Source organism: Pedococcus sp. 5OH_020 (assembly GCF_027812955.1).
GTDB lineage: Bacteria > Actinomycetota > Actinomycetes > Actinomycetales > Dermatophilaceae > Pedococcus.
In genome coordinates this window covers 192,936-215,998 of record NZ_JAPYZV010000007.1, presented here as the reverse complement: position 1 = coordinate 215,998, position 23,063 = coordinate 192,936, and the positions used below count along the sequence as shown (strand labels likewise).

General features: G+C 71.9%; 22 protein-coding genes and 1 tRNA gene. 10 read left to right on the top strand and 13 right to left on the bottom strand.

Annotated elements, in window-relative coordinates:
* Positions 1–56: 56 nt before the first annotated feature.
* On the bottom strand, positions 57–974 hold the full coding sequence (gene folP / locus PHA84_RS14680; protein ID WP_270888868.1) for a dihydropteroate synthase: 918 nt from the start codon (positions 972–974) through the stop codon (positions 57–59).
* 64 nt (positions 975–1,038) lie between these two features.
* Here folP and PHA84_RS14675 point away from each other — a divergent pair, with 64 nt between their 5' ends.
* The 3 genes from PHA84_RS14675 to PHA84_RS14660 all read left to right on the top strand — a co-directional run bounded on the left by PHA84_RS14675 (position 1,039) and on the right by PHA84_RS14660 (position 3,947).
* A complete protein-coding gene (locus tag PHA84_RS14675; RefSeq protein ID WP_270888867.1) occupies positions 1,039–2,244 on the top strand; it encodes an acyl-CoA dehydrogenase family protein in 1,206 nt (401 codons plus the stop codon).
* Entirely contained in the window at positions 2,241–3,284 is a 1,044-nt protein-coding gene (locus PHA84_RS14670) for a phosphotransferase family protein (RefSeq protein ID WP_270888866.1), read from the top strand. Before PHA84_RS14675 ends, PHA84_RS14670 begins: the two co-directional genes overlap by 4 nt.
* 159 nt (positions 3,285–3,443) lie before the next feature.
* The gene (locus tag PHA84_RS14660) at positions 3,444–3,947 is read left to right on the top strand and encodes a dsRBD fold-containing protein (RefSeq protein ID WP_333742332.1); all 504 of its coding nucleotides are present in this window, start codon (positions 3,444–3,446) and stop codon (positions 3,945–3,947) included.
* 54 nt (positions 3,948–4,001) lie between these two features.
* On the opposite strand, the gene PHA84_RS14655 is transcribed toward PHA84_RS14660, so the two are convergent.
* Both PHA84_RS14655 and PHA84_RS14650 read right to left on the bottom strand, forming a co-directional pair.
* Positions 4,002–5,414 (bottom strand): aspartate aminotransferase family protein, encoded by a 1,413-nt coding sequence (locus PHA84_RS14655; RefSeq protein WP_270888865.1) that lies wholly within the window; start codon positions 5,412–5,414, stop codon positions 4,002–4,004.
* Positions 5,414–6,904 carry a CoA-acylating methylmalonate-semialdehyde dehydrogenase gene (locus PHA84_RS14650; RefSeq protein ID WP_270888864.1) on the bottom strand — a complete coding sequence of 497 codons (1,491 nt, stop codon included), beginning with the start codon at positions 6,902–6,904 and terminating at the stop codon, positions 5,414–5,416. The genes PHA84_RS14655 and PHA84_RS14650 overlap by 1 nt, the downstream gene beginning before the upstream one ends.
* Positions 6,905–6,964: 60 nt before the next feature.
* Here PHA84_RS14650 and PHA84_RS14645 point away from each other — a divergent pair, with 60 nt between their 5' ends.
* Positions 6,965–8,320, top strand: coding sequence for an aminotransferase-like domain-containing protein (locus PHA84_RS14645; RefSeq protein ID WP_270888863.1), 1,356 nt, complete (start codon positions 6,965–6,967; stop codon positions 8,318–8,320).
* A gap of 253 nt (positions 8,321–8,573) precedes the next feature.
* Here the strand turns inward: PHA84_RS14645 and PHA84_RS14640 are convergent, their stop codons facing one another.
* The 9 genes from PHA84_RS14640 to PHA84_RS14600 all read right to left on the bottom strand — a co-directional run bounded on the left by PHA84_RS14640 (position 8,574) and on the right by PHA84_RS14600 (position 15,335).
* Positions 8,574–8,975: a YciI family protein gene (locus PHA84_RS14640; protein WP_270888862.1), complete on the bottom strand. Its 402-nt coding sequence runs from the start codon at positions 8,973–8,975 to the stop codon at positions 8,574–8,576.
* A gap of 42 nt (positions 8,976–9,017) precedes the next feature.
* A complete protein-coding gene (locus PHA84_RS14635) occupies positions 9,018–10,289 on the bottom strand; it encodes an RNA polymerase sigma factor (RefSeq protein WP_270888861.1) in 1,272 nt (423 codons plus the stop codon).
* A gap of 54 nt (positions 10,290–10,343) precedes the next feature.
* Positions 10,344–10,430, bottom strand: a tRNA-Ser gene (locus tag PHA84_RS14630).
* Positions 10,431–10,550: 120 nt separating this feature from the next.
* Entirely contained in the window at positions 10,551–11,192 is a 642-nt protein-coding gene (locus PHA84_RS14625) for a GTP cyclohydrolase II (RefSeq protein WP_270888860.1), read from the bottom strand.
* 14 nt (positions 11,193–11,206) lie between these two features.
* The gene (locus tag PHA84_RS14620) at positions 11,207–11,896 is read right to left on the bottom strand and encodes a RibD family protein (RefSeq protein WP_270888859.1); all 690 of its coding nucleotides are present in this window, start codon (positions 11,894–11,896) and stop codon (positions 11,207–11,209) included.
* Positions 11,889–12,869 carry a lysylphosphatidylglycerol synthase transmembrane domain-containing protein gene (locus tag PHA84_RS14615; protein ID WP_270888858.1) on the bottom strand — a complete coding sequence of 327 codons (981 nt, stop codon included), beginning with the start codon at positions 12,867–12,869 and terminating at the stop codon, positions 11,889–11,891. Before PHA84_RS14615 ends, PHA84_RS14620 begins: the two co-directional genes overlap by 8 nt.
* Entirely contained in the window at positions 12,866–13,930 is a 1,065-nt protein-coding gene (locus PHA84_RS14610) for a glycosyltransferase family 4 protein (protein ID WP_270888857.1), read from the bottom strand. The genes PHA84_RS14615 and PHA84_RS14610 overlap by 4 nt, the downstream gene beginning before the upstream one ends.
* The gene (locus PHA84_RS14605) at positions 13,927–14,322 is read right to left on the bottom strand and encodes a 6-pyruvoyl trahydropterin synthase family protein (protein WP_270888856.1); all 396 of its coding nucleotides are present in this window, start codon (positions 14,320–14,322) and stop codon (positions 13,927–13,929) included. Before PHA84_RS14605 ends, PHA84_RS14610 begins: the two co-directional genes overlap by 4 nt.
* Positions 14,322–15,335, bottom strand: a complete 1,014-nt coding sequence (locus PHA84_RS14600; RefSeq protein ID WP_270888855.1) for a zinc-dependent alcohol dehydrogenase — start codon at positions 15,333–15,335, stop codon at positions 14,322–14,324. The genes PHA84_RS14605 and PHA84_RS14600 overlap by 1 nt, the downstream gene beginning before the upstream one ends.
* A gap of 270 nt (positions 15,336–15,605) precedes the next feature.
* Between PHA84_RS14600 and PHA84_RS14595 the strand changes: the two genes are divergently transcribed.
* From PHA84_RS14595 to PHA84_RS14570, 6 genes are all read left to right on the top strand, one after another.
* A complete protein-coding gene (locus tag PHA84_RS14595) occupies positions 15,606–16,103 on the top strand; it encodes a DUF6328 family protein (protein WP_270888854.1) in 498 nt (165 codons plus the stop codon).
* A 53-nt stretch (positions 16,104–16,156) separates the two neighbouring features.
* Positions 16,157–16,489: a hypothetical protein gene (locus PHA84_RS14590; RefSeq protein ID WP_270888853.1), complete on the top strand. Its 333-nt coding sequence runs from the start codon at positions 16,157–16,159 to the stop codon at positions 16,487–16,489.
* A gap of 581 nt (positions 16,490–17,070) precedes the next feature.
* Positions 17,071–18,735 (top strand): S8/S53 family peptidase, encoded by a 1,665-nt coding sequence (locus PHA84_RS14585; protein WP_270888852.1) that lies wholly within the window; start codon positions 17,071–17,073, stop codon positions 18,733–18,735.
* The gene (locus PHA84_RS14580) at positions 18,732–19,322 is read left to right on the top strand and encodes an RNA polymerase sigma factor (RefSeq protein ID WP_270888851.1); all 591 of its coding nucleotides are present in this window, start codon (positions 18,732–18,734) and stop codon (positions 19,320–19,322) included. The genes PHA84_RS14585 and PHA84_RS14580 overlap by 4 nt, the downstream gene beginning before the upstream one ends.
* A gap of 1 nt (position 19,323) precedes the next feature.
* The gene (locus tag PHA84_RS14575; protein WP_270888850.1) at positions 19,324–19,809 is read left to right on the top strand and encodes a hypothetical protein; all 486 of its coding nucleotides are present in this window, start codon (positions 19,324–19,326) and stop codon (positions 19,807–19,809) included.
* A gap of 17 nt (positions 19,810–19,826) precedes the next feature.
* Entirely contained in the window at positions 19,827–22,385 is a 2,559-nt protein-coding gene (locus tag PHA84_RS14570; protein ID WP_270888849.1) for a CHAT domain-containing protein, read from the top strand.
* A gap of 76 nt (positions 22,386–22,461) precedes the next feature.
* Here the strand turns inward: PHA84_RS14570 and cysE are convergent, their stop codons facing one another.
* Positions 22,462–23,061 (bottom strand): serine O-acetyltransferase, encoded by a 600-nt coding sequence (gene cysE, locus PHA84_RS14565; protein ID WP_270888848.1) that lies wholly within the window; start codon positions 23,059–23,061, stop codon positions 22,462–22,464.
* Between the last annotated feature and the right edge of the window lie 2 nt (positions 23,062–23,063).

The window sequence follows — 23,063 nt, the reverse complement described above, 5'->3', positions numbered from 1 at the left end:
GCCGCCTCTAGTTGAGCCTGGAACGCGGCTTTGCCGGCGTTGGACGCCGAAAGCGGTCAAATGCCCCGAACAGCCCGGATGGGTGCTTTGTCCCCCCGGATGACGGCAACCATGTCGACTGCGCGCCTCGTGGCGCGCACGTCGTGGGCGCGGAACACCGTCGCCCCGAGCCACGCCGCGACGGCCGTCGCCGCCAGCGTGCCCTCGAGCCGCTGGTCGGCCTCCAGGCCGAGGGACTCGCCGATGAAGTCCTTCCGGGACAGCGCCTGGAGGACGGGGTACCCGAGCGCGGCCACCTCAGAGGTATGCCGCAGCACCTCCAGAGAATGCGTCGTGGTCTTGCCGAAGTCCAGCGTCGGGTCCACGAGGATGCGCTCTCGCGGTATGCCGGCTGCCAACGCCCGCGCCGCCCCTTGAGCAAGGGTCCGGAGCACGTCGCGGACGACGTCGAGCGGGTCGGGACCGTACGTCACCTTGACCGGGTCGGTCCTGGGCGGGAGACCCCCCGTGTGCGAGCACACCACTCCGGCGCCGATCCGTGCGGCGACCGACACCAGCTCGGGGTCGTGCCCCTGCCACGTGTCGTTGACGAGGTCCACGCCATACCTGCCAGCCTCCGCGGCCACGTCGCTGCGCCAGGTGTCCAGACTGAGCACCACGTCCGGGTACGTCTCGCGTGCATGGGCGAGGAAGGGGACGACGCGGTCGATCTCCTCCGCCGCACTGACCTGCTCGCCCTCCTGGCCGGCCCGGACTCCGCCGACGTCGACGATATCGGCCCCACCTTCGACCGCGTCCTCGAGCGCCCGCTTGGCCGAGTCGAGGTCGGCATGCCGGTTGCCCGCGAAGAAGGAGTCCGGTGTGCGGTTGACGATCCCCATCACGGCGGGAGAGGACGCGTCGAAGGTCCTTCCCCGCAGCACCAGCGGCGGGGTCCGCGGGAGGTCGAGGCGCTGCGGCTCAGGGACGGTCACCGCTTCATCCTCGCACCGGGAGCGGCACGTGCTCCGACGGCATACCGCTGGGTAGGGTCGGACGGTGGCCTTCGACTTCACCGTGCCCCCCACCCTCGAACGGCAACGTCAGCGCATCGCCGACTTCGTCGCCGCGGAGGTCATCCCCCTGGAACAGCAGGTTTTCAGGCAGGGCATGACGGACGAGCTGAGACTCCGTCTGCAGGGCAAGGCGAAGGAGGCAGGTGTCTTCGCCCCTCAGGCGCCGGCGCCCTGGGGCGGTGGAGGTTTCGCGTTCGACGAGTCTGCGGTGCTGCTGGAGGAGGCCGGATACTCCCTGCTCGGTCCGCTCGCCCTGAACTGCGCGGCACCCGACGAGGGGAACATCCACCTCCTCCACCTGACCGGTACGCCGGAGCAGCAGGAGCGCTACCTGCGGCCGCTGGCGTCCGGGGAGCTCCGGTCGTGCTTCTCGATGACCGAGCCTCCCCCCGGAGCGGGCTCCGACCCATCGGCGCTGCAGACGCGAGCACGCCGGACAGACGGTGGCTGGGTGCTCGACGGGGAGAAGTGGCTCATCACAGGGGCGGCCGGGGCGGCGTTCTCCATCGTCATGGCGTTGAACGAGGGCGAGGACGTCACGCCCGGCGCCACGATGTTCCTCGTCGACGCCGACAACCCGGGGTTCGTGGTCGGGGAGCATCTCAACACCATCGACGCGACGGGAGTCGGCGGCCACTGTCGGGTGACCCTGAAGGAGTGCTTCGTCGCGGACGACCGCGTGCTGGGCGAGGTGGGCCGCGGCTTCCGGAGCGCCCAGGTGCGCCTGGCACCGGCCAGGCTCACGCACTGCATGCGCTGGCTCGGGGCGGCGCGGCGCGCGCACGACATCGCCGTGGAGCGAGCCGTACGCCGTGAGCTGTTCGGGTCGAGGCTGGCCGACCTCGGGATGGCGCAGTCCCTCATCGCCGAGAACGAGATCGACCTAGCAGCCGCACGTGCTGTCATCTGGCAGGCCTCCTGGACCATCGCACGGGGCAGCCGGAACAGCGAGGAGTCCTCGCGGGCCAAGGTGTTCGCGAGCGAGGCGGTAGGTCGAGTGGTCGACCGCTCGGTCCAGCTGGCCGGGGGCATGGGAACGTCCGAGGAGCTCGTGCTCGGCAGGATCTACCGCGACATCCGCTCGTTCAGGATCTACGACGGCGCCACCGAGGTGCACAAGATGTCCATCGCCAAGCGAGCCGCGAGGCGGGCGACGGAACGGCTCGCCGCCCGGGAGGACGGCGCATGAGTGAGCCGTCCGCCCTACCGGAGGTCCCCGGACTGCCCAGGGACTCTTTCACCGCCTGGGCGGCACAGCATCTGCCGGGCCTCGGCCCCGGCTGGCGAGCGGAGGTCATCTCCGGGGGGCTCTCGAACATCACCTACCGCGTCACCGGAGCCGACGCCACGGTGGTCGTGCGGCGACCGCCTCTGGGCAGGCTGCTGCCGAGCGCCCATGACGTGACCCGGGAGGCGCACGTGCTCTCGGCGCTGCGGCACACCCCCGTGCCGGTCCCGGAGGTGCTGGCCAGCTCCTCGGACCCCGCGGTCCTCGGCGCGCCGTTCTACGTCATGGCGCTGGTCGACGGGGTCGTCTACCGGGAGCCGTCGCAGACCGAGGAGCTGACCGCGTCGCAGCGTGGTCAGCTGACGGACGCGCTCGTGCAGGTGCTCGCGTCGATCCACGCCGTCGACCTCGACGCGACGGGACTGCGGGACTTCGGCAGGGCCGAGGGGTACCTCCAACGCCAGGTGCGGCGCTGGAGCCAGCAGTGGGAGGCCAGCCACACCCGGGACCTTCCTTCGATGGAGCTTCTCATCCGGGCCCTGGAGGACCAGCGCCCGGACGGCGGCGAGGTGACGCTCGTCCATGGGGACTACCGCCTGGACAACACGCTCGTGACCCAGCACGGCGGCGTACCGATGGTGGCCGCGGTCGTCGACTGGGAGCTCAGCACGCTGGGTGACCCGTTGGCCGACCTCGCGACGTGGCTCACCTACTACAGCGGACCGGGTGAGGACGGCAGCGCCGTCCCGGTCGCCGCTGGGCTGACGGCGCATGCGGGCTTCCCGACGACGCAGGACATCGCGCAGCGGTATGCCGACGTGACGGGACGCGATGTGTCGGCGCTCGGGTACTACCGCGCGTTCACCGACTTCCGGCTCGCGGTGATCCTCGAGGGCGTCCACGCGCGGTACCTCGGGGGGCACTCCCTGGGCGAGGGCTACGACCGGGTGGGCGAGTCGGTGCCCCGGCTCGTGGAGCGCGCCCTGGGCCGGCTGCACTGAAGCTCCTGGCCGTCGCCCCCGACGCCAGGCCGCCGACCCCAGGCCCCCGACGCCAGGCCGGCGGCGCCTCCTGCCACCGACCGGCGGCCGCAAGCCCTTCCCTGGAACGCGCCGCAGGAGCACAGTGGGAGGTGTGGAGTGGCTCCCCCGGAGGTGCCGATGAAGGCGAAGACAGGCGACCGCATCATCCTCGCCGGTGAGCAGGTGGACCGGCCGACCCGCGACGGGGAGGTGCTGGAGGTTCGTGGCGACGACGGTGCACCGCCGTACCTCGTCAGGTGGAGCGACGGGCACACCGGTCTGCTGTACCCCGGGCCCGGCTCCGTGCTGCGGGTGACGGAGCCTGGCGGCCAGGGACCGCCACCGGAGACGGGCGGCGCGTCACGCGAGGGCGTGGTCCGGCAGTGGCACGTCAACGTGTCGATCTTCGAAGCGGGCGACGACACCACGGCCACCGTCGCGCTGCTGGCCGACCCGCCGGAGGAGCTGCGCAGCCGAGGCGTCGCCCATCGGAGCGCCGCCGACCACGAGGACCATCGCATCGGGGACGAGGTCGCCGTGGCGCGCGCGCTGCGTCATCTGGCCGACGACCTGCTCGACAGGGCCGCGAAGGACATCGAGGAGGTCACCGGCGAGCCCGACGTGGTCGTCCGGTCGCGCTGAGGCTCGGGAGTACCCGCGCCACCGGGAAGGAGCCCGCGGTGCGCCGGGTGGCAGCTACGCGCCGGTGTAGTACCGGTCAGCCACCTCGAGCGCTTCGTCGAGGATGGCCAGGCCTTCTCGAACCTCCTCGGCGCTCGTCGTGCACGGCGGCACCACGTGGGTCCTGTTGAAGTGCGTGAACGGCCAGAGGCCGCGCTCCTTGCAGGCTGCGCTGAACTCCGTCATGGGTGATGCGTCCGCACCGGTGGCGTTGAAGGGGACCAGCGGTTCACGCGTCTGCCGGTCGCGGACCAGCTCGAGCGCCCAGAAGACACCCAGGCCGCGTACCTCGCCCACGGCCGGGTGCCGCTCGGCGAGCTCACGAAGACCAGGCCCGATCACGTCCTCGCCCAGCGCTCGGGCGTGCTCGACGATGCCTTCCTCCTTGAAGATGGAGATCGAGGCCACTGCCGAGGCGCAGGCCAACGGGTGCCCGGAGTAGGTGAGCCCACCTGGGAACGGCCTCCGGTCGAAGGAGCGAGCCACGCGCTCCGAGATGACCACGCCGCCCAGCGGGACATAACCGCTGTTCACACCCTTGGCGAAGGTGATGAGGTCCGGCGTGACGTCCCAGTGGTCGACCGCGAACCACTCTCCACACCGGCCGAACCCGGCCATGACCTCGTCGGCGATCATGACGATGCCGAACTCGTCGCACAGGTCCCGGACACCTTGGAGGTAGCCGTCCGGCGGCACGAGGATCCCGTTCGTCCCCACGACGGTCTCGAGGATGATCGCGGCCACCGTTGCGGGGCCCTCCACCGTGACGAGGTCGCGCAGGTGCTGCACGGCTCGGGCGGACTCCTCGCGCTCCGTCTGGGAGTGGAACGCCGACCGGTACAGGTAGGGCCCCCAGTACCGCACGACCCCGGGCACCCCCGGCTCGGACGGCCAGCGCCGGGGGTCACCCGTGAGCGCGATGGCGCCCGCGGTGGCCCCGTGGTAGCTCCGGTAGGCGGCCAGCACCTTGTTACGGCCCGTATGGAGCCGGGCCATGCGCACCGCGTTCTCCGTGGCCTCGGCACCGCCGTTGGTGAAGAAGACGCGGTCGAGGTCCCCCGGGGCGAGCTCCGCGATGAGCCGCGCAGCCTCCGAGCGGGCGTCGTTGGCGAAAGCCGGGCTGATGGTCGTCAGCCGTGCTGCCTGCTCCTGGATGGCCGCCACCATCTTCGGGTGCTGGTAGCCGATGTTGACGTTGACGAGCTGGCTGGAGAAGTCGAGGTAGCGGTTGCCGTCGTAGTCCGTGAAGTACGAGCCCTGCGCCGACGCGATGGGGAGCGGGTCGATCAGGCCCTGCGCCGACCACGAGTGGAAGACATGCGCGCGGTCGTCGTGGCGGACCCGCTCCTGCGCCGACGGCTCGGGCCCGGACGGCTCGGGCGCGGACGTCTCCGGCCCGGTCAACTCGCGAGTGGCCTCCGTTGTCATCAGCGGGTCCGGGGGAAGCCGAGGTCCACCGACGAGGTGGCAGGGTCGGGCCAGCGCTGCGTCACGACCTTGCCGCGCGTGTAGAAGCTGATGCCCTCCGGCCCGTACATGTGGGTGTCTCCGAAGAGCGAGTCCTTCCAGCCACCGAAGGAGTAGTAGGCCACAGGGACGGGAATCGGCACGTTGATGCCGACCATGCCGACCTCCACGTCGAACTGGAACTGGCGGGCCGCGCCGCCGTCCCGAGTGAAGATCGTCGTGCCGTTTGCGTACTGGTTGGAGTTGATGAGCGCCAGCCCCTGCTCGTACGTGTCGACGCGCACCACGGACAGGACCGGACCGAAGATCTCGTCGGTGTACACCGTCATCTGCGGCGTGACGTGGTCCAGCAGGGTCGTGCCGAGGAAGAACCCCTCGCTGGGCAGGTCGCCCTCCCGACCGTCGACGACGACGGACGCCCCCGCGGCCTCTCCCGCGTCCACGTAGCCGGCCACCTTGTCGCGGTGCTCGGCGGTGATGAGCGGTCCCATGTCGGTGCCCGGGTCCGCGCCGTTGCCGATGGTGAGCTTGGGGAGCCGGACCGCGATCGCGTCGACGAGCGGCTGGGCGACGTCGCCCACGGCGACGGCCACGGACAGCGCCATGCAGCGTTCGCCGGCTGCCCCGTACGCGGCCGAGACGACCGAGTCGGCGGCCAGGTCGACGTCCGCGTCGGGCAGGACGAGGGCGTGGTTCTTGGCTCCGCCGAGCGCCTGGACCCGCTTGCCAGCCGCCGTGCCGCGCTCGTAGATGTACCGGGCGATCGGGGTGGACCCCACGAAGCTCACAGCCGCGATGTCGTCGTGGTCGAGGATGGCGTCGACGGCGACCTTGTCGCCGTGCACCACGGTGAAGATGCCGTCGGGCAGCCCGGCCTCCTTCCACAGCTCGCCGAGGAAGAGCGCCGCCGAGGGGTCCTTCTCGCTCGGCTTGAGGATGAAGGCGTTGCCGCACGCGATGGCGTTGGCGCACATCCACAGGGGAACCATGGCGGGGAAGTTGAAGGGCGTGATGCCGGCGACGACTCCCAGCGGCTGGCGGATGTTGTACACGTCGACGCCGGTCGCAGCCTGCTCGCTGAAACCGCCCTTGAGCAGGTTCGGGACGCCGGTGGCGAACTCGACGTTCTCCAGGCCCCGGGCGATCTCGCCCGCGGCGTCGGACAGCACCTTGCCGTGCTCCGCCGTGATGATCGCGGCGAGCTCGGTAGTCCGGCGGTGCAGCAGCTCGCGGAAGGCGAACAGGACCGCGGAACGGTGCGACAGTGAGGCCCTTCGCCACTGGCGCGCCGCGGTCACGGCGGAGGCAACGGCGCGGTCGAGCTCCTCGACCGACGCCAGGTCGACCTCCGCGGTCTGCTGACCGGTGGCAGGGTTGAAGACCGGAGCGGTGCGACCGGAGGTCCCCTCCTGAAGGCGTCCGTCGATCCAGTGCGAGATGCGTGTCGTCATGGCCCAACCATACGATCCATTCGCTGGTAATACAATGTCACTATTGCTATGGTACAAAGCGTGACGGACCTTCTTTCAGCGCTCGAGGAGCGACTGGACCAGCCCACCGCCAAGGGGCTGGCTCATGCCGTTTCCGCCGCCATCCGGGACGGGGTGCTCGTGGCCGGGGAGCGGCTGCCCCCCATCAGGACGGTCGCCACCCAGCTTGTCCTCTCGCCCACGACGGTCTCCGCGGCGTGGAGCCTGTTGACCCGCTCCGGTGCCGTGGCGACGGACGGACGCCGCGGCACGCGGGTGCTGGACCAGGGAGCCGTCGGCTCCGGGCGGTACCGGCAGGCCATCGACCACCCGACCGCCTTCGCGCTGGACCTGTCGACCGGAGTGCCGGACCCGGCCCTGCTGCCCGACCTCGGCCGGGTGCTCGCGCGCCTCACGACCGCGCCGACCACCGGCAGCTACCTGGACGACCCGGTGCTTCCCGAGCTCGTGGAGGCGCTTCGCCCGGACTGGCCGTATGACGCCGAGCAGCTCGCCGTCGTCGACGGCGCCATGGACGGGATGGACCTTCTCGTCCGCACGCAGCTGCGCTTCGGGGACCGCGTGGTCGTCGAGGACCCAGGGTTCCCTCCGCTGGTCGATCTCCTGGAGTCCGTGGGCGTCCAGCTCGTCGGCGTCCCGGTCGACGACGAAGGGTTGGACCCGGCGGCGCTCGAGTCGGCTCTGCTGGAGCCCGTGGCGGCAGTCTTCCTCCAGCCGCGCGCTCAGAACCCGACGGGCGTCACGATGTCGAGCGGGCGGGCGCGGGCCATCGCAGATCTCCTGGAAGGCACCCGCACCCTCGTGGTCGAGGACGACTCCGCCGACGGGCTCTCCACGTCACCACTGGCCAGTCTCGGCCAGTGGCGGCCCGAGCACACGGCATACCTCCGGTCGTTCTCGAAGTCGCACGGGCCGGACCTCCGGCTGGCCGCGATGAGCGCTCCCCCCGCCGTCCTGCACGCCGTGACCGCTCGCCGCCTGCTCGGCCAGGGCTGGTCCAGCCGGCTGCTCCAGCAGGTGCTGCTCGGCTTGCTCCTGGACCCCGACGCCCAGCAGCAGGTGAGGACGGCCGCCGCCACGTACGCGGCTCGGCGGGCGCACGTCGTCGACGGTCTGCGGCGACGCGGGGTCGACGTGCCCGGCAGCGAGGGCATCAACATCTGGGTGCCGGTCCACGACGAGACCGCCGCGGTGATGCGGCTGGCCAGCCAGGGCATCGGCGTCGCACCGGGGGCGCCGTTCCGGATCGGGCGGGAGCCCGGCGAGGGCTGGGTCCGCGTCACGGTGGGGCTGGTGGGCGAGGCGGACCTCGACCGGGTGACGGACGCACTGGCGGTGGCGGCGCAGGCCAGCGGGTGGAGCGGCAGGGCCCGCTGACCAGCCGCGGAGCGTCTGCCAGGGCGGGGCAGCACGAAGGCCGGGCTGCAGGGTTGCCCGGCCTTCGGCCCGCCGCCCGAAAGCGGACGCCTCAATTCCCCCGACGATGACGCTAGGTGTGGCTCTACCCCTCAAGGATCGTTCAATTCGCGTACCAGCGCAGTCGATTTCGTCTACTCGCGGAGGGAGGAAGCGCCCAGATCGGGACGACCCTCCCGATCTGGGCGCTCCAGGGTGCTCGCGCGGTCGCCGGTCAGGACTCGGTGGCGGGCACCCCCATGATCTCGCGGACCTCGATGGGCTGCCGGAGGGGCACTCCGCCAGGACCCGGCGCGGCTGACGCCTTCGCGGCGATCTCCAGCGCCCGCTCGGGCGAGTCCACGTCGACGATCCAGTAGCCCGCGAGGAACTCCTTCGTCTCCGGGAACGGGCCGTCGGAGATGACGGGCGCGCCGGTCCCGTCGGCCACGACGATCCGGGCGGACTCCGGACCCGACAGCCCCTGGGCATCGACCAGCTCACCGCTGGCCTGGAGCTCCTGGCCCAGCGAGTGCTGGAACTGGATGTGGGCCGTCACGTCGGCCGGGTCCCAATCGGTCATCGGCACGTCACAGTTCTCGGTGGCGGCGTAGCTCATCGCAAGCAGGTACTTCATGGTGGCTCCTTGGGGGCCTCGGTCGCGCCCAGGTCGGCGCGCTCATCCTTCAGTCGGAGCCAGCCTGCCGCTCTCGACATCGGCGGTCGAAGATCTTCGAGCCAGTCCTGCCGTAGAGGCACGGAGGGTGAGGTAGCGCCGTTCCTGGTCACTGCTGGTCCGCTGGGCCGCCCGCTCGTATGCCGCGTGGGCCCCGGCGTGGTCGCCGGCCAGCTCGAGGAGGTGGGCTCGCACGGCATCCACTCGGTGCGACCGCTTCAGCTGCGGATGGCCGGCGAGGGCCTCCACCTCGGCCAGTCCGGCCAACGGGCCGCGGACCATGGCGAGCGCGACCGCCCGGTTGAGGCGCACCACCGGGTGAGGAGCCACGGTGACAAGAAGGTCGTACAGGTCGAGGATGCGTGGCCAGGGAGTCGCGCCGGCGGACTCGGCGCTGTCGTGCGCGGCGGCAACGGCGGCCTGCAGCAGGTAGTAGCCCGCCGGCCCTCGGGCAAGTGCCATCTCGACGAGGCCGGTGCCCTGGGCGACCAAGGTGCGGTCCCAGAGGCGGCGGTCCTGCGCGTCGAGCGGCACCAGCGAGCCGTCCGGAGCCGTGCGGGCGGGGCGGCGGGCGTCGGTGAGCAGCATGAGCGCCAGGAGGCCCGCCGTCTCGTTCTCCTCGGGCAGGAGACGGTGCAGCAGCCGTGCCAGCCGGATGGCCTCGGCTGTGAGGTCCGTCCGCTGGAGCGAGGCGCCTGCGGAGACCGCGTAACCCTCGCTGAAGACCAGGTACAGCACCTGGAGGACCACCGCCAGCCGGCCGCCGAGCTGGTCAGGGGGCGGCAGCTCGAACGGCCCGCCGGAGTCACGGATGGTCTGCTTCGCCCGGGAGATCCGTTGGGCGAGCGTCGCCTCCGGTACGAAGAGGGCGCTCGCGATCTCCGCTGTAGTCAGACCGCCGACCGCCCGTAGCGTCAGCGCGAGCTGCGACGGGGCGGTCAGGGACGGATGACAGCAGAGGAAGAGCAGCGTCAGCGAGTCGTCCTCCGAGGGCCCGGCCGGTGAACCCGGGTCGAGAGAGGCGACGCGCTGCTCCCGCCGAGCCCGGGCCGACTCGCTGCGGACGGTGTCGACCAGGCGTCGGCTCGCCGCGGTCACGAGCCAGGCCCGCGGGTTCTGCGGCAACCCTTCTTCCGGCCACTGCCGGGCCGCGGCGATCAGCGCCTCCTGCACCGCGTCCTCACAGGCGTCGAACTGGCCATACCGCCGCACCAGTGCGCCGAGGGCCGCGGGTGCGTTCTCGCGCAGGAGGTCCTCGAGCCCGTGGTCGGTCACGAGGGTGACGCTACCCGGGGCACATCTCGTACCTCGCCGGGTGGGACCCGCACGCGGAGGGCGTGGGATTCGAACCCACGATGACGTTGCCGCCATAGCGGTTTTCAAGACCGCCGCACTAGGCCACTATGCGAGCCCTCCTGCACCGATGGTCGCGCAATCCATGCATCGGTGGCGGTGGAAGAGACCGGTCGTGCCCGTACGGAGCACAGCCGGGTCTCACACCACTGCCAGGAGAATGTACAGGCAGGTGCGAACGGGTCAGCGAGCGATCCGGAGCGTGTGGGCCCCGCGCCAGGCCTTGGCAGCCAGGTATCGCGCATTGGCCGGCGAGAGGTGCACGCCCGTGGGGACCCGGTCGGCCACCTGCACGCCGAGCCGCTCCAGCTGCCCGTGCTTGTCCGGGTTGTTGGTCAGCAGGTCGACCGTGGTGACGCCGAGGGCCAGCAGCATCTGGGCCGCTACCGTGTAGTCCCGCTCGTCCGCCGCGTACCCGAGTGCCACGTTGGCGTCGTACGTGTCCAGACCTTCGTCCTGGAGCGCGTACGCGTCGACCTTGGGGTAGAGCCCGATGCCGCGGCCCTCCTGGCGCAGGTAGAGCAGGTACCCGCCCGCCTCGGCGATCCGTTCCACTGCCTCCCGGAGCTGTGGCCCACAGTCGCAGCGCTGGCTTCCGAAGACGTCACCGGTGAGGCACTCGCTGTGGATCCGGACCAACGGGGGCGCGTCGCAGGGGTGGCGACGGTTCGCCGACGGGTGACCGAGCCCGAAGGCGACATGCTCCATACCGTCCAGCAGGCCGTCGAAGGTCACCATGGTGGCCACGGTCGTGAACCCGTCGTTGAGTCGGAGCGGCAAGGTGACCTGTCGACGCACCGTCGCGCTGGGAACCTGCGGAGTCATACTTCCTCCTTGGCCTAGCCGGGGAACCGGGACGAGAGGGCGTAGCGCAGGAGCACCACGTCACCGATCTGGCGGACCTCCTCGAGGGCGGCGCGGCGGCCGGGGTGCCACGGGAACGTCCCTTCCCCGACGAACCGGTGCGCCTGCGCCTTCCCGACGAAGAACGGCGCGACCACCACCTGGAGCTCGTCCGCCAGGTCACCCGTCAGGAACTGCGTATGGATGATGCCGCCACCTTCGACCATCAGTCGCTCCACCCCGCGGCGGTGCAGATCCTCGCTCACCGTGCGTACCTCCACCGGCTCCCCAGCGTCGACCACCAGGGCGGAAGCCCCGAGCCGCTCGCCGGCCGTCGCGACGCAGGAGGTGGCGCAGTAGACGAGCTTCTGGCCGCTGCCAGCGGTGAAGAACTGGGCTCCGGGGTCGAGGTCCGCTCCGCGCGTCAAGGTCACCTTCACCGGCGAGGGCGGGGCGCCGCGCGCGACTCGCTCCGCTCGCAACGCCGCGGCTCGCACGAGCAGCCGGGGGTTGTCCCGCCGCACTGTCGCGGCTCCCACGAGGATCGCGTCACACCCGGCCCGCACGGAGTCGACCCGCTCGAGGTCCTCGGTGTTGGACAGGACCAGACGCTCTTGCGATCCGCCGTCGAGGTACCCGTCGAGCGAGATGCCGCAGCTGAGCAGCGTGTACGGGCGGTCAGCCACGGGAGGCACCTCCCGTCGTGAGTGGCTCCGGGCACGCCGCCGCCTGACTGGACCCCGCCTGACTGGACCCCCGCTTCGCAGGCCACCAGGTCGTCAGCAGCACGACGGCGCCAGGCAGGCTGGCGACCAGGGTCATGAGCCCGTAGACGACGGCCGTCGTGACGCCCTTCCCCGCGCCCAGTCCGGCCGCTGCGAACGACCAGGCGGCCATGCCCTCACGGGGGCCCCAGCCGGCGAGGTTGGTCGGCAGCCCCATGGTGACGAGGACGAGCAGCGCCAAGGGCAGCAGCCGGCTGACCGAGGCCGACACTCCGGCCGCTCGCGCCGCGACGAGGAACGTGGCCAGATGTCCGGCAAGGGCGATGGTCGACGCGACCGCGACATCCAGCCCGAGATGTCGCCCGAGGACACCGCGCCGGGCTTCCTGCCGGGCCGTGGCCATCGCGTGGGCCAACCGTGACCCCGCCACGAGCGGAGGCCGGAGCCAGGACACCCCGAGCAGAACGAGGACCATCCCTGCGGTCACGGTGAGCCCGCGGGGAACCGGCGAGGGAAGGAGCAGCAGGACCACGGCGGCGACTGTGAGCTGCACGACCTGACCCGCGAGGCGCTCCCACAGGACGCCGCGCAGTCCGCGACCCGGGACACCCGAACGCCGACCATGGTCGAGCCCCCGGTGCACGTCGCCCAGCACGCCGCCCGGCAGGGTGGTGTTGAGGAACTGCGACCGGTAGTAGGCGCCGAAAGCGCGCCCCAGCGTGATCTCCGTGCCCAGGCCAGCGGCCACGACCTTCCACCGCCAGGCGCACGCAAGCGTGCTGGCCAGACCGAGGGCCACCCCTGCCCCAAGCGCGCCTGCACCTGTCGCCGTGAGGGCTGCCGCCACCGGCCGCAGCCCGGTGAACCGCAGCACGACGGCCAGCACCACGAGGCCGGCAAGAGGCCGCCACCAGCGCCACAGCTCGCGGCTCACGCGGCCACCGCTTCCAGCACCCGCGCCACGCGGTCGGTCGTCTGGTCCCAGCCGGGCAGCGAGGCGCGACGCTCCCGCGCCGCCCGACGTAGCGTGGTCCGCCAGCCGTCGTCCTCGAGCCACCTGCGCAGCGCAGCGGCGAGGGCGGGTGCGTCCCCGGCCGGGACCAGGAGGCCCGGCCGCCTCCCGTGGCGCGTACTCCCGAGCGCCTCCGGCACTCCGCCGACCTCGCTCGCGATGACCGGGATGCCGCGCGCGAGCGCCTCCCCGACGACCATCCCGTAGGTCTCGAGGCGGGAGGGAAGGACGAGCAGGTCGGCGGCGGCGTACGCCGCGCACAGCGCGCGTGCGGTCCTCGGCCCCGGGAACCCGAGCCGGTCGCCCAGCCCTGCCTGCTCGGCCCGACGCCTGAGGTCCGCGGCGAAGCGTGGTTCGCGACGGGGTCCGACGCAGGAGCAGCGCCAGCCCAGGTCCACAATCTCCGACAAGGCTTCGAGCAGGATGTCGTGGCCCTTCTCGGGAGTCAGCGCGGCGACACAGAGGAGCTCCCCGCCATAAGGGCTCCCCGACGCGAGCTCGGCCCTGTCGGTGCCAGGCGCGGCGACGTGCACCTTCGCCGGGTCGATGCCGTACGTGCGGGCCAGCCAGTCCCGAGTCCATCGGCTGCTCGTGAGCGTGGCGGCGCAGGAGCTCAGCACCGCCTCTTCCCGGCGGCGAACCGTCTCGTCCTCGCAGGCTACGCCCAGCGGCAGATGGAGCAGGGTCGCCAGCCTCAGCCGTCGCCCCGCCGGGACCAGCACCTCGGGGTTCGCACAGGCCACCAGCCCGTCGATGAGCACGAGACCGCCGTCCGGCACCGCGTTCAGGCACCGTGCGAGCCTGTCGAGCGCGCGGGGCCCCGGTTGCGGCCAGGACCCGGGCACCTCGACCTCTTCGACGGACCACCCCGCAGCGCGTAGGCCGTCACAGACCCGGCGGTCGTAGACATTGCCGCCACTGGGAGTCGCGGGGTCGTCGACCCCGGCGGGCAGGATCGCGTGGAGCTTGCGGTGCGCCGTCACAGGGACCGCTCGTAGCTCGCCCATGCGACTGGCGACTCGTGCAACGTCACGACGACGGACGAGACTCCGTGCCGCTCACCGAAGGCGCCCTCGCGCAGCCGCCCGGCCAGGGTGTCGGCCACGTGCCGGGCCAGCACCTCCGTCGTCGTGTTGGTTCCGGCGAACAGGGGCTCGTCGTCGAGGTTGCGGTAGGTCAGCCGCTCGACGACCCGGCGGAGCTCCTGACCGGCCAGGCCGATGTCGAGCAGCACCCCGTCGGCATCGAGGGTCTCGCCTCGGAAGGAGGCGTCAACCACGAAGGTCGCGCCGTGGAGCCGCTGCGCCGGTCCGAACACCTCCCCGCGCAGGCTGTGCGCCACCATGAGGTGGTCGCGCACCGTCACGCTGAACATCAGGCCGCTCCGGGGCGGGGCGCATGGTGCAGGTCCGTGGCGGCGTAGCTCACCGTGTGGCACAGCGCCGGTAGCTCTCCGGAGGCCATCCGCGCCAGCACCTGCGGAAGGTCCGCGAACTCCGACTCACCGCTGAGCAGCGCGTCGAAGGCCGGGTCGCGCAGCAGGTCCAGTGCCAGCCGCAGGCGCTGACCGGTGGTACGACGCCCACGCCGGGAAGCCGCGACCGTCCCCACCTGGCTCGCCTGGATGCCCAGACGACGGGAGTGGAAGGAACCCCCGAGCGACAGCTCGGTCGGCTCGTCGCCGTACCAGCTCAGCTCCAGGACCGAGCCCTCGGCGGCGAGCAGGTCCAACGAGCGCTGGAGCCCCGCCGCGGTGGCACTGGTGTGCACGACGAGGTCGAGCTCGTCGGGGGCGGCGTCGGGAGCGCTGAAGCGCACCTCCAGCGCTGCGGCGATCTCGGCCCGGTCCGGGTCCACGTCCACCAAGGTCACCTCGACGCCCGGGATCCTGGTGAGCAGCCGGGCCACGCAGCACCCCACCATCCCGGCGCCGACGACTGCGATGCGGTCCCCGACCAGGGGTCGGGCATCCCACAGGGCGTTCACCGCCGTCTCCACGGTGCCGGCGAGGACCGCGCGGCGAGCAGGGACGCCTTCGGGCACCACGCTCACCGCGGACGCAGGAACGACATACCTCGTCTGATGGGGGAACAGCGAGAACACCGTCCGGTCCAGCAAGCCCTGCGGTCCCTCCTCGACCACGCCGACGTTGAGGTAGCCGTACTTCACCGGTCCGGGGAAGTCACCGACCTGGAACGGCGCGCGCATCACGTCGTACTGGCTGCGCGGCACCCGACCCCGGAAGACGAGGAGCTCCGTGCCGCGGCTGACCCCGGAGTGCATCGTCCGCACCAGGACCTCGTCCGCAGCCGGCCGGTCCAGCGCCACGGGCCGCAGCTCCCCTGCCCCGGGCTCCCGGACCCAGAAGGCGAGCGCCTCGCTCCCCATGGACCACCTCCTCGACCGCGCCGCCCGGATGAACCGTTCTACCGTCTCCCCCGTCGTGAGGGAAAGCCGGTGCCTGCCGCACCGGCGTTGCCTGGTGAGACGGGGTGAGCGCGCCGCTGGTTCAGCGTGGCTGGTGGGTCCTGCTGATCGGCTCGGCCCGGTGGGCCGGCGCCGAACGGGTAACTCCCTGGCATGACGCTGTTCCCGCGAGGCTCCTCAGGCCCTTCCGCCGCTCCCGGCGCGGGCGACCGCGGACGGTATCGTCGCCCGATGGACAGCTACGACCGCGACGAGGAGTCCCCGGCCGAGCGGATCGACCGCAACTGGGAGGAGCTTCTCCAGGAGCTTCGAGTAGCGCAGACCGGCGTGCAGATCCTGACCGGCTTCCTGCTCACCCTCCCGCTGCAGCCGACGTTCCCCAAGCTGACCGGCTCTGAGCGGTGGTCCTACGTCTTCGCGATCACGATGAGCATCATTGCGACCTGCTTGCTGATCGGTCCAGTGGCGATGCACCGCGCCCTGTTCCGACGGCGCCGTAAGGAGACCCTCGTGGAGGTCGGTCACCGTGTCGCCAGCCTGGGGCTCGGTTTCCTCGCCGCGGCGATCATCGGGGTCGTCGACCTCACCTTCTCGATCGTGTTCGACGGGTTGGTCGGTGCCATGGCCGCCGCGCTGGGCCTGGCGATGTTCCTGGGCGTATGGGTCGTGCTGCCCCTGACGCTTCGGCGGCACCTCACCCAGCCGGAGGAGGCAGTGGGCGGTCAGTAGGCCTGTGAGCAGGTCTTTGTTAGGGTCGAAGACCCGACCAAAGGATGCTGATCATGGCCAAACTGTCCTTCCTTGCCGGCGTCGCCGCCGGGTACGTCCTCGGTGCCAAAGCGGGGCAGAAGAGGTACGAACAGATCAAGAGCCGCGCCGGTCAGGTGTGGTCGAGCGAGCCGGTCCAGACCCGCGTCGGCAGCGTCAAGGAGGCCGTCAAGGAGCAGGCCCCTGTCGTGGCCTCGAAGCTCGGGAGTGTCGCCAAGACCGCGGGCTCCAGCGCGAAGGACCGCCTCACCGGCGAGGACCTGCCGCAGACGCTGCACCGCGGGACGGACGGCCACCTCCACGCCGACACCAGTGGCTTCGGTCCGGGAGCCGACAAGCTCCCCTGACGGCCGGTCCTGCGTTCCCCCGGACGCCGGGTCCTGCGTTTCCCCGACGCCGGGTCCTGGGCTCCACCCTGACGCCGGGTCCCTCGGTCCTCTCGGAGGACCCGGTTGGTCGGTGGCTCGGACGTCGCCGGGTCGGTCGGGCCGGGCGCGTGCCAGGTCCCCCGACCAGCACCTTCCACGACCGGACCTTCCCGGCGACGTGCCCCGCAGGGCTGTCCGACGGCGCGACCCCCCACGTCGGCGGACGTGCAGCTGGCACCCCTGGGCCAGCCTCTCCTCCGGTCGAGCGATCCCGACGCCCCCTGAAAAGCGTCGGTCTGGCTGACCTGAGGTCTCCCTCCTTGCCGTCCCACCCGCTGCCCCGAACGGATGCGACACCGGACAAGAGCGTCCACCCCGGCCAGTGATACCCACCCACCGGAAGTTTTTCAGCGCAACCGCATGCCAGCCCGCGTTGCCGGTCCGAGAACGACGTAACAGCGGACGTATCAGGGCAGCTGTCACAACACTCCTTCATTCGAGCCGAGCACGTCCTACCCTGGTCCCGCAGGGGGGACGCTGGACCCTACTGAGGAGCGCGAATGAATGCGGAACCTGAGAAGCCCGCGCCCGCGGCGGCGCGGGTCACAGCCCCCCGGGCAACGCTGGTGCCGTTCCCCGCGAAGGTGCTCCAGGACGTGGGGGCCCGAACCCTCGACCCCGTGACCGCGCCGAGACTGCGGGACCAGACCGAGCTCCGTCCCACTGCGTATGTGGGCAGCGACCTCCTCATCGCAGGGCTCCCCAGCGGCGCGGCCGCGCCGGTCATCGAGGCCCTGCGCCAGCAGCTGCGCGACCGGCGCACCGGTGAGGAGGTCGTGGCGATCGAGGTCTCGCGACGCGACCTCGAGGCCGAGACCGCCATCAACAGCGTCAAGGTGGCGGCCGTGCGGGAGATGGCAGACCGGATCTGGGTCACCCGGGTGCACCTGGAGCCCGTCGAGGAGACCGGTCCCAAGGTCGACGCCTTCCTGGCGCTGCAGCAGCTCAAGGCACGTCGTGACACCTACGCGAGCCGGGCCTCGCTCAACCACGTCGTCGGCGCCGGGTCGGAGCTTCACGGCACGGCGATCACCGGGGCGGCAGCGATCGGGGGCGAGGGGTTCTGGGGCGGCCACGGCACGGGGGGCGTGGGTTTCTGGGGGGGCCACGGCGGCGGTGTCGGGTTCTGGGGCGGCCACGGCGGACCGACCGAGTACGCCGCACCCGGGTTCGGCGGACGGATGCCGGTGGCCTGGGCGGGCATCGACCCCTGCACCCATGCACCGGCTTTGGACCGTCCCCCGGTGATCGCCGTGCCTGACACGGGCATCGGCACGCATCCGTGGTTCGGACCCACCTCCCGGGCGAAGGTGGGCGCCACCTGGCACGGTCTGTCGCTGTCCGCGCCCGGGGTGGGCAACCCCGACTCGAGCCTGGCCATCGACTCCCTCACCGGAGCGCTGGAGCCCCTCGCCGGACATGGGACGTTCATCGCCGGACTGCTCCGGCAGGGCTGCCCCCAGGCGTCCATCCTGTCCCTGCCCGTCATGCGCGCCTCCGGCGCCGTCGTCGAGGGCGACCTGCACGAGGTCCTGTCGCTGCTGCTCCTGCGACACATCGAAGGCCAGGAGACCAACAACAAGGACCTGGTCGTGGACGTGCTGTCCATGTCGCTCGGGTACTACCACGAGAGCCCCGCCGACGAGATCACCGACCAGCAGTTCAGGGCGCTCATGGCGGCGTTCGTCGAGCGCGGGGTCGTCGTCGTGGCGGCCGCCGGAAACGACAGCACGGACCAGCCGCTCTACCCGGCCGGCTTCACCGCGCCCCTGCTGGGGCAGCCGGGCCTGCCCATGGCAGCCGTCGGGTCGCTGAACGCCGCACCCGGGACCGTCGCGCTGTTCTCGAACGGTGGCACGTGGGTCAACGCCTACCGCCAGGGGGCGGCCGTGGTCAGTACCATGCCGACGAACTTCCAGGGTCCGGGAGGGGCTAGCACGGAGATCCCGGCGGCTACGGGCCGCACCCGGGGGACGATGGATCCCGACGACTTCAGCTCCGGTTTCGGCGTCTGGAGCGGGACGTCGTTCGCCGCACCCATCCTCGCGGCAGAGGTGGCCGCCGCCCTGGTCCGCGAGGACGGCCTCAAGAACGTGGACTGTCGGACGATGACGGCTCGCGCCAGCGGCGTGCTAGCCAGCACCCTGGCGGAGGACGAGCCGTGAGCGCGCCGACGCCCGCCGCTCCGGCATCGCTGGCGACTCGCGCGGCGGAGGCGTTCGCCGCGTACCGCTCAGGCGACGCCGAGCGCATCGGTGAGCTCGTGGACCTGATGACCCCCATCCTCTGGCACACGGCGAGGGCTCAGCGGGCCGACGCGGCGACCGCGGAGGACGTCGTCCAGACGGCCTGGCTCAAGCTCGTCGACAGCGCCGAGAACATCCACGACCCGCAGGCGGTCATGCAGTGGCTCATCACGACCGTGCGGCGCGAGGCCTGGCGCCTGGTCCGTCGGAGCGCGCGGGACCGTCCCGAGGACGAGCTCGGCGAGCTGGCGGACCCGCTGGCCGCCGAGGACCCCGAGGCGGTGAGCATCCTCAGCGAGCGCCAGCGCGTGCTGTGGTGCCACGTGACCGAGCTGCCCGAGCGGTGTCGCGAGCTGCTGAGGGTGATCGCGTTCGCCGACCGCCCCGACTACGCCGCCATCGCGGACGCACTGAACATGCCTGTCGGCAGTATCGGGCCCACCCGGGGCCGCTGCCTGCAGAAGCTGCGCACGGCCCTGCTGGCCGATGCGGGATGGGGAGGCTGAGATGAGCCAGATGCCACTGGACCCGGGACCGCTCGACGACGCGGACGATGCCGTCCTGCGCGACCTGCGGCACCTGTGGGGACGGCTGGACCCGGCCCCCGCCGGGCTCGCCGACCGTGCGAAGTTCGCGCTGACCATGCACTCCCTGGAGGCGGAGCTGGCCGAGCTGACCCGGGACGAGCTCGTGCTGACCCGCCTGGACGACGACGTCGCGCGCGCCGAGTCGGTGACATTCACGAGCTCTCGCGTCAGCATCCTGGTCACCGTGTCGGTGCTGTCGGCCACGACCGCCAGGGTGGAGGGGTGGGTGACGACCAGAGGGGCCACCGTCCGCGCGCAGACGACCGAGGGCGAGCTCAGCGAGACCACGGATGACAACGGCCGGTTCTGCTTCGAGAGCGTCGCCCGGGGGAGCGTGAGGTTCGTCGTGTGGCCCCAGGGAGACGCCGCTGAGCGTCCGGTGGTCACGCCGTCCATCGACGTGTGAGGAGGCCGTAGGACGAGATGACCCAGACCCTGGCTCGGGCCCGCGTCCTCTACGAGCGCGGCATCCGGGCCAACGACGCGGGACAGCCGGTCGTGGCGGCCCGGGCGCTGCGGGGTGCCATCGCGGCGCTGGACCTCCCGGGCCGCCCGCTCGGACTGGAGGAGGACGACGAGTGGCAACGGCTGCGGGGACGGGTCCTGCTGGCGCAGGCGCTGGCGGAGTTCGAGCGGTCCGGGCTCGCGGCCGCACAGGTTCTCCTCGACCAGACGCTCCAGACCGCGCTGGACAACGGCGACCAGGAGCTGGAGGCACTGACCCACTCGCAGCGCGCGATGGCGCTCGGGCGCTCCGGCGACATGCACAGCGCGATGGAGGAGCTCGAACGGGGGGTGCGGCTGCTGAGCCGGCTCAGTGCCCGCGACCAGTGGGTCATGCAGATCAACCGAGGTATGGTCCGCAGCCACCTGCTCGACGTGGAGGGCGCCCGACGCGACTTCGCACGAGCCAGGGAGGTGGCTCACGCGGCTGGACTGGAGGCGCAGGAGTACATGGCCGCGCACAATCTCGGGTTCGCCGCCTATCTCGCCGGGGACATGCCCGACGCCCTGCGGTTGATGGGCGAGGCAGACACGCTGGCCGCGGAGGTCTCCCGAGCGGTCCCGTACCTCGACCGTGGCCGGGTCCTGCTCGAGGCCGGGCTCGAAAGTGAGGCCGAGGCGGTCCTCACCACGGCGTTGCGGCTCTGCACGGACCGGAGGCAGGAACAGGTGCGCGGCGAGATCGAGCTGGACCTCGCGCGGGCGCAGTGGGCGCTCGGCCGCCCGGACGACGCGCTGCGGAGAGTACGTTCGGCGGAGCGGCGCTTCGTGCGTCGGTCCGCACCCCTGTGGGCCCATCGCGCCCGCGTTCTCACGCTGCAGGTCTCGTTGGAGCAGACGAGCTCGCCGGCCCGCGTGGGCGCCGCCGCGATGCGTCTGGCCCACCGCGGCCGGTTGGAACGCGACGCCACTCTGACGGCACATGCCTCGCTGCTCGCGGCACAGGCGTTCCTGCAGGCCGGGCGCAGAGGCTTCGCCCGGCAGTGGCTCGAGGCCGCCCTGCCCCTGCGCCGGACCGCCGCCCTGTCCACCCGCCTGCTGGTGGACCTCGTCGACGCCGGTCTCGCGGCCGAGCTGGGCGACAGCCGCCGTGCAGGGCGGGTCCTCGCGCGAGCGGCGCACGACCTCCACCGGGCGCAGAGCATGTCCGCCAGCCTGGACCTCCGCACGGCCCGGTCCGTGCACGGCAAGGCCCTGGCAGAGCTGGACACCCGGCTGGCGAGCGGCCGCGGTGCCGCACAGGTTCTGGCGCGCACCGAGCGGTGGCGGGCAGCGACCGCCAGCATGCCGGTGATCACTCCCCCGGCCGACCCCGAGCTCGCCCGCCTCCTCACCGAGCTCCGTGGCCTGGAGGAGCAGCTGCGCGCCGCCGAGCCCGACGAGACCGTGCCGCTGCGCGCGGAGGAGGCGAGGGTGCGGCACCGCATCCGCACCAGGGACTGGCAGCTGCGGGTGCACGACGTGACCGAAGGCCCCCGGACGCCCTCGGGAGCCCTGCCGATGGGAGAGCTCCGCGCCGCGCTCGCCGCGCGGCATACGGACTTGGTGTCGTACTACGTGCAGGACGGTTCCCTGCATGCGGTCTGCCTCGTCGGCCGGCGCGCCCGTAGGCAGAGGCTCGGGGACGCGGCGGTCGTCGTTGCGCTGGCGGAGCGGGCTCACCGGCAGCTGCAGACCTGGGCCGTCCATGGGCAGGGGCCGCTGGGAGCCTCGGTGAAGGCGTCGCTCGACGAGTCCGCCGCCGCGCTGGAGGATCTGCTGCTGCCCACCGGGCTGGTCGACCGCGGCAACGCCCTGGTCGTCGTTCCGACCGCAGCGCTCGCCCTGCTGCCCTGGGGTCTGCTGCCCAGCAGGGCCGGGGTGCCGACGACAGTCGCGACCTCGGCCCGCGCGTGGCTGGCGGGAGCGTGCTCGCTCGAGCAGCCGCGGATGCGCATCGCCGTCGGACCGGACCTGCCGGGGGCCCTGGCAGAGGGTCGGGCCGTAGCGAGCATCTGGGGATCGTCGCCACCACAGGGGCCGCAGACGGCGGTGGAGCTCCGCGAAGCCCTTGCGTCGGCCGACCTGGTCCATGTCGCCGCGCATGGGCGGCACGAACCGGAGAGCCCGCTCTTCTCCTCGCTCCGGATGAGCGACGGACCGCTGTTCGCTCACGAGCTGTCGAACTCGGGCATCCGCGCGAGGCACGTGATCCTCTCCGCCTGTGACGTCGGGAGGTCGACCGTCCGGCCCGGCGACGAGCCGCTGGGACTCAGCGCCTGCCTGCTCTACCTGGGCGCTGCTGCCGTGGTGGCACCGGTGTGCCGAGTGCCCGACACCGTCGCGGCGGAGACCATGCAGGCATACCACCGGCACCTGCACACCGGCATGGATGCCGCGGAGGCGCTGGCCGCCGCCGCCGAGTCCGGGCACCCGCTGGGACGGGCCTTCGCCGTCGTCGGGTCACCGGTTCGGATCGCCGGAGCGCGACCGCACTGACGCCGGAGCGCCTAGCCTGCCGGGCCCCGCGACACGTCAGACGAACACCGCGGCACGACCCAACACCGCCCCGACGTCAGATCCAGATGGCGGGGTCCTTGAACATCGCCTCGTACGGGTCCTCGCGGCCCTGGGGGAACCGGATCGTGGCCGGGATCCCGGTGGCGATGGCGCCTGCGGGTACGTCCTTGACCACGACCGAGTTGGCGCCGATCTGGACGTCGTCCCCGATGTAGACCGGTCCAAGCACCCGGGCCCCGGCCCCGATGGTGACCCGGCTTCCGACCGTGGGGTGCCGCTTGACGCGCTCGAGCGACCGTCCTCCCAAGGTGACCCCGTGGTAAAGCATCACGTCGTCGCCTATCTCCGCGGTCTCGCCGATCACGACGCCCATCCCATGGTCGATGAAGAACCGCTGGCCGATGACCGCGGCGGGGTGGATCTCCACCCCAGTCACGGAGCGGACCAGCGTCATCGTGACGCGCGCCACCAGCTTGAGGAGACCGCCGCGCAGCCAGAGGCGGTGCGCGAAGCGGTAGGCCCAGATCGCGTGCAGCCCCGGGGAGTTCAGCGCCACGTCCACCCGTGACGAGGCCGCCGGGTCGCGCTCGATCGCCGCGTCGAGGTCGTCGACGATGCGGTGGCGGTTACGCCGGGTGTAGAGGCCGAGGGTCACGG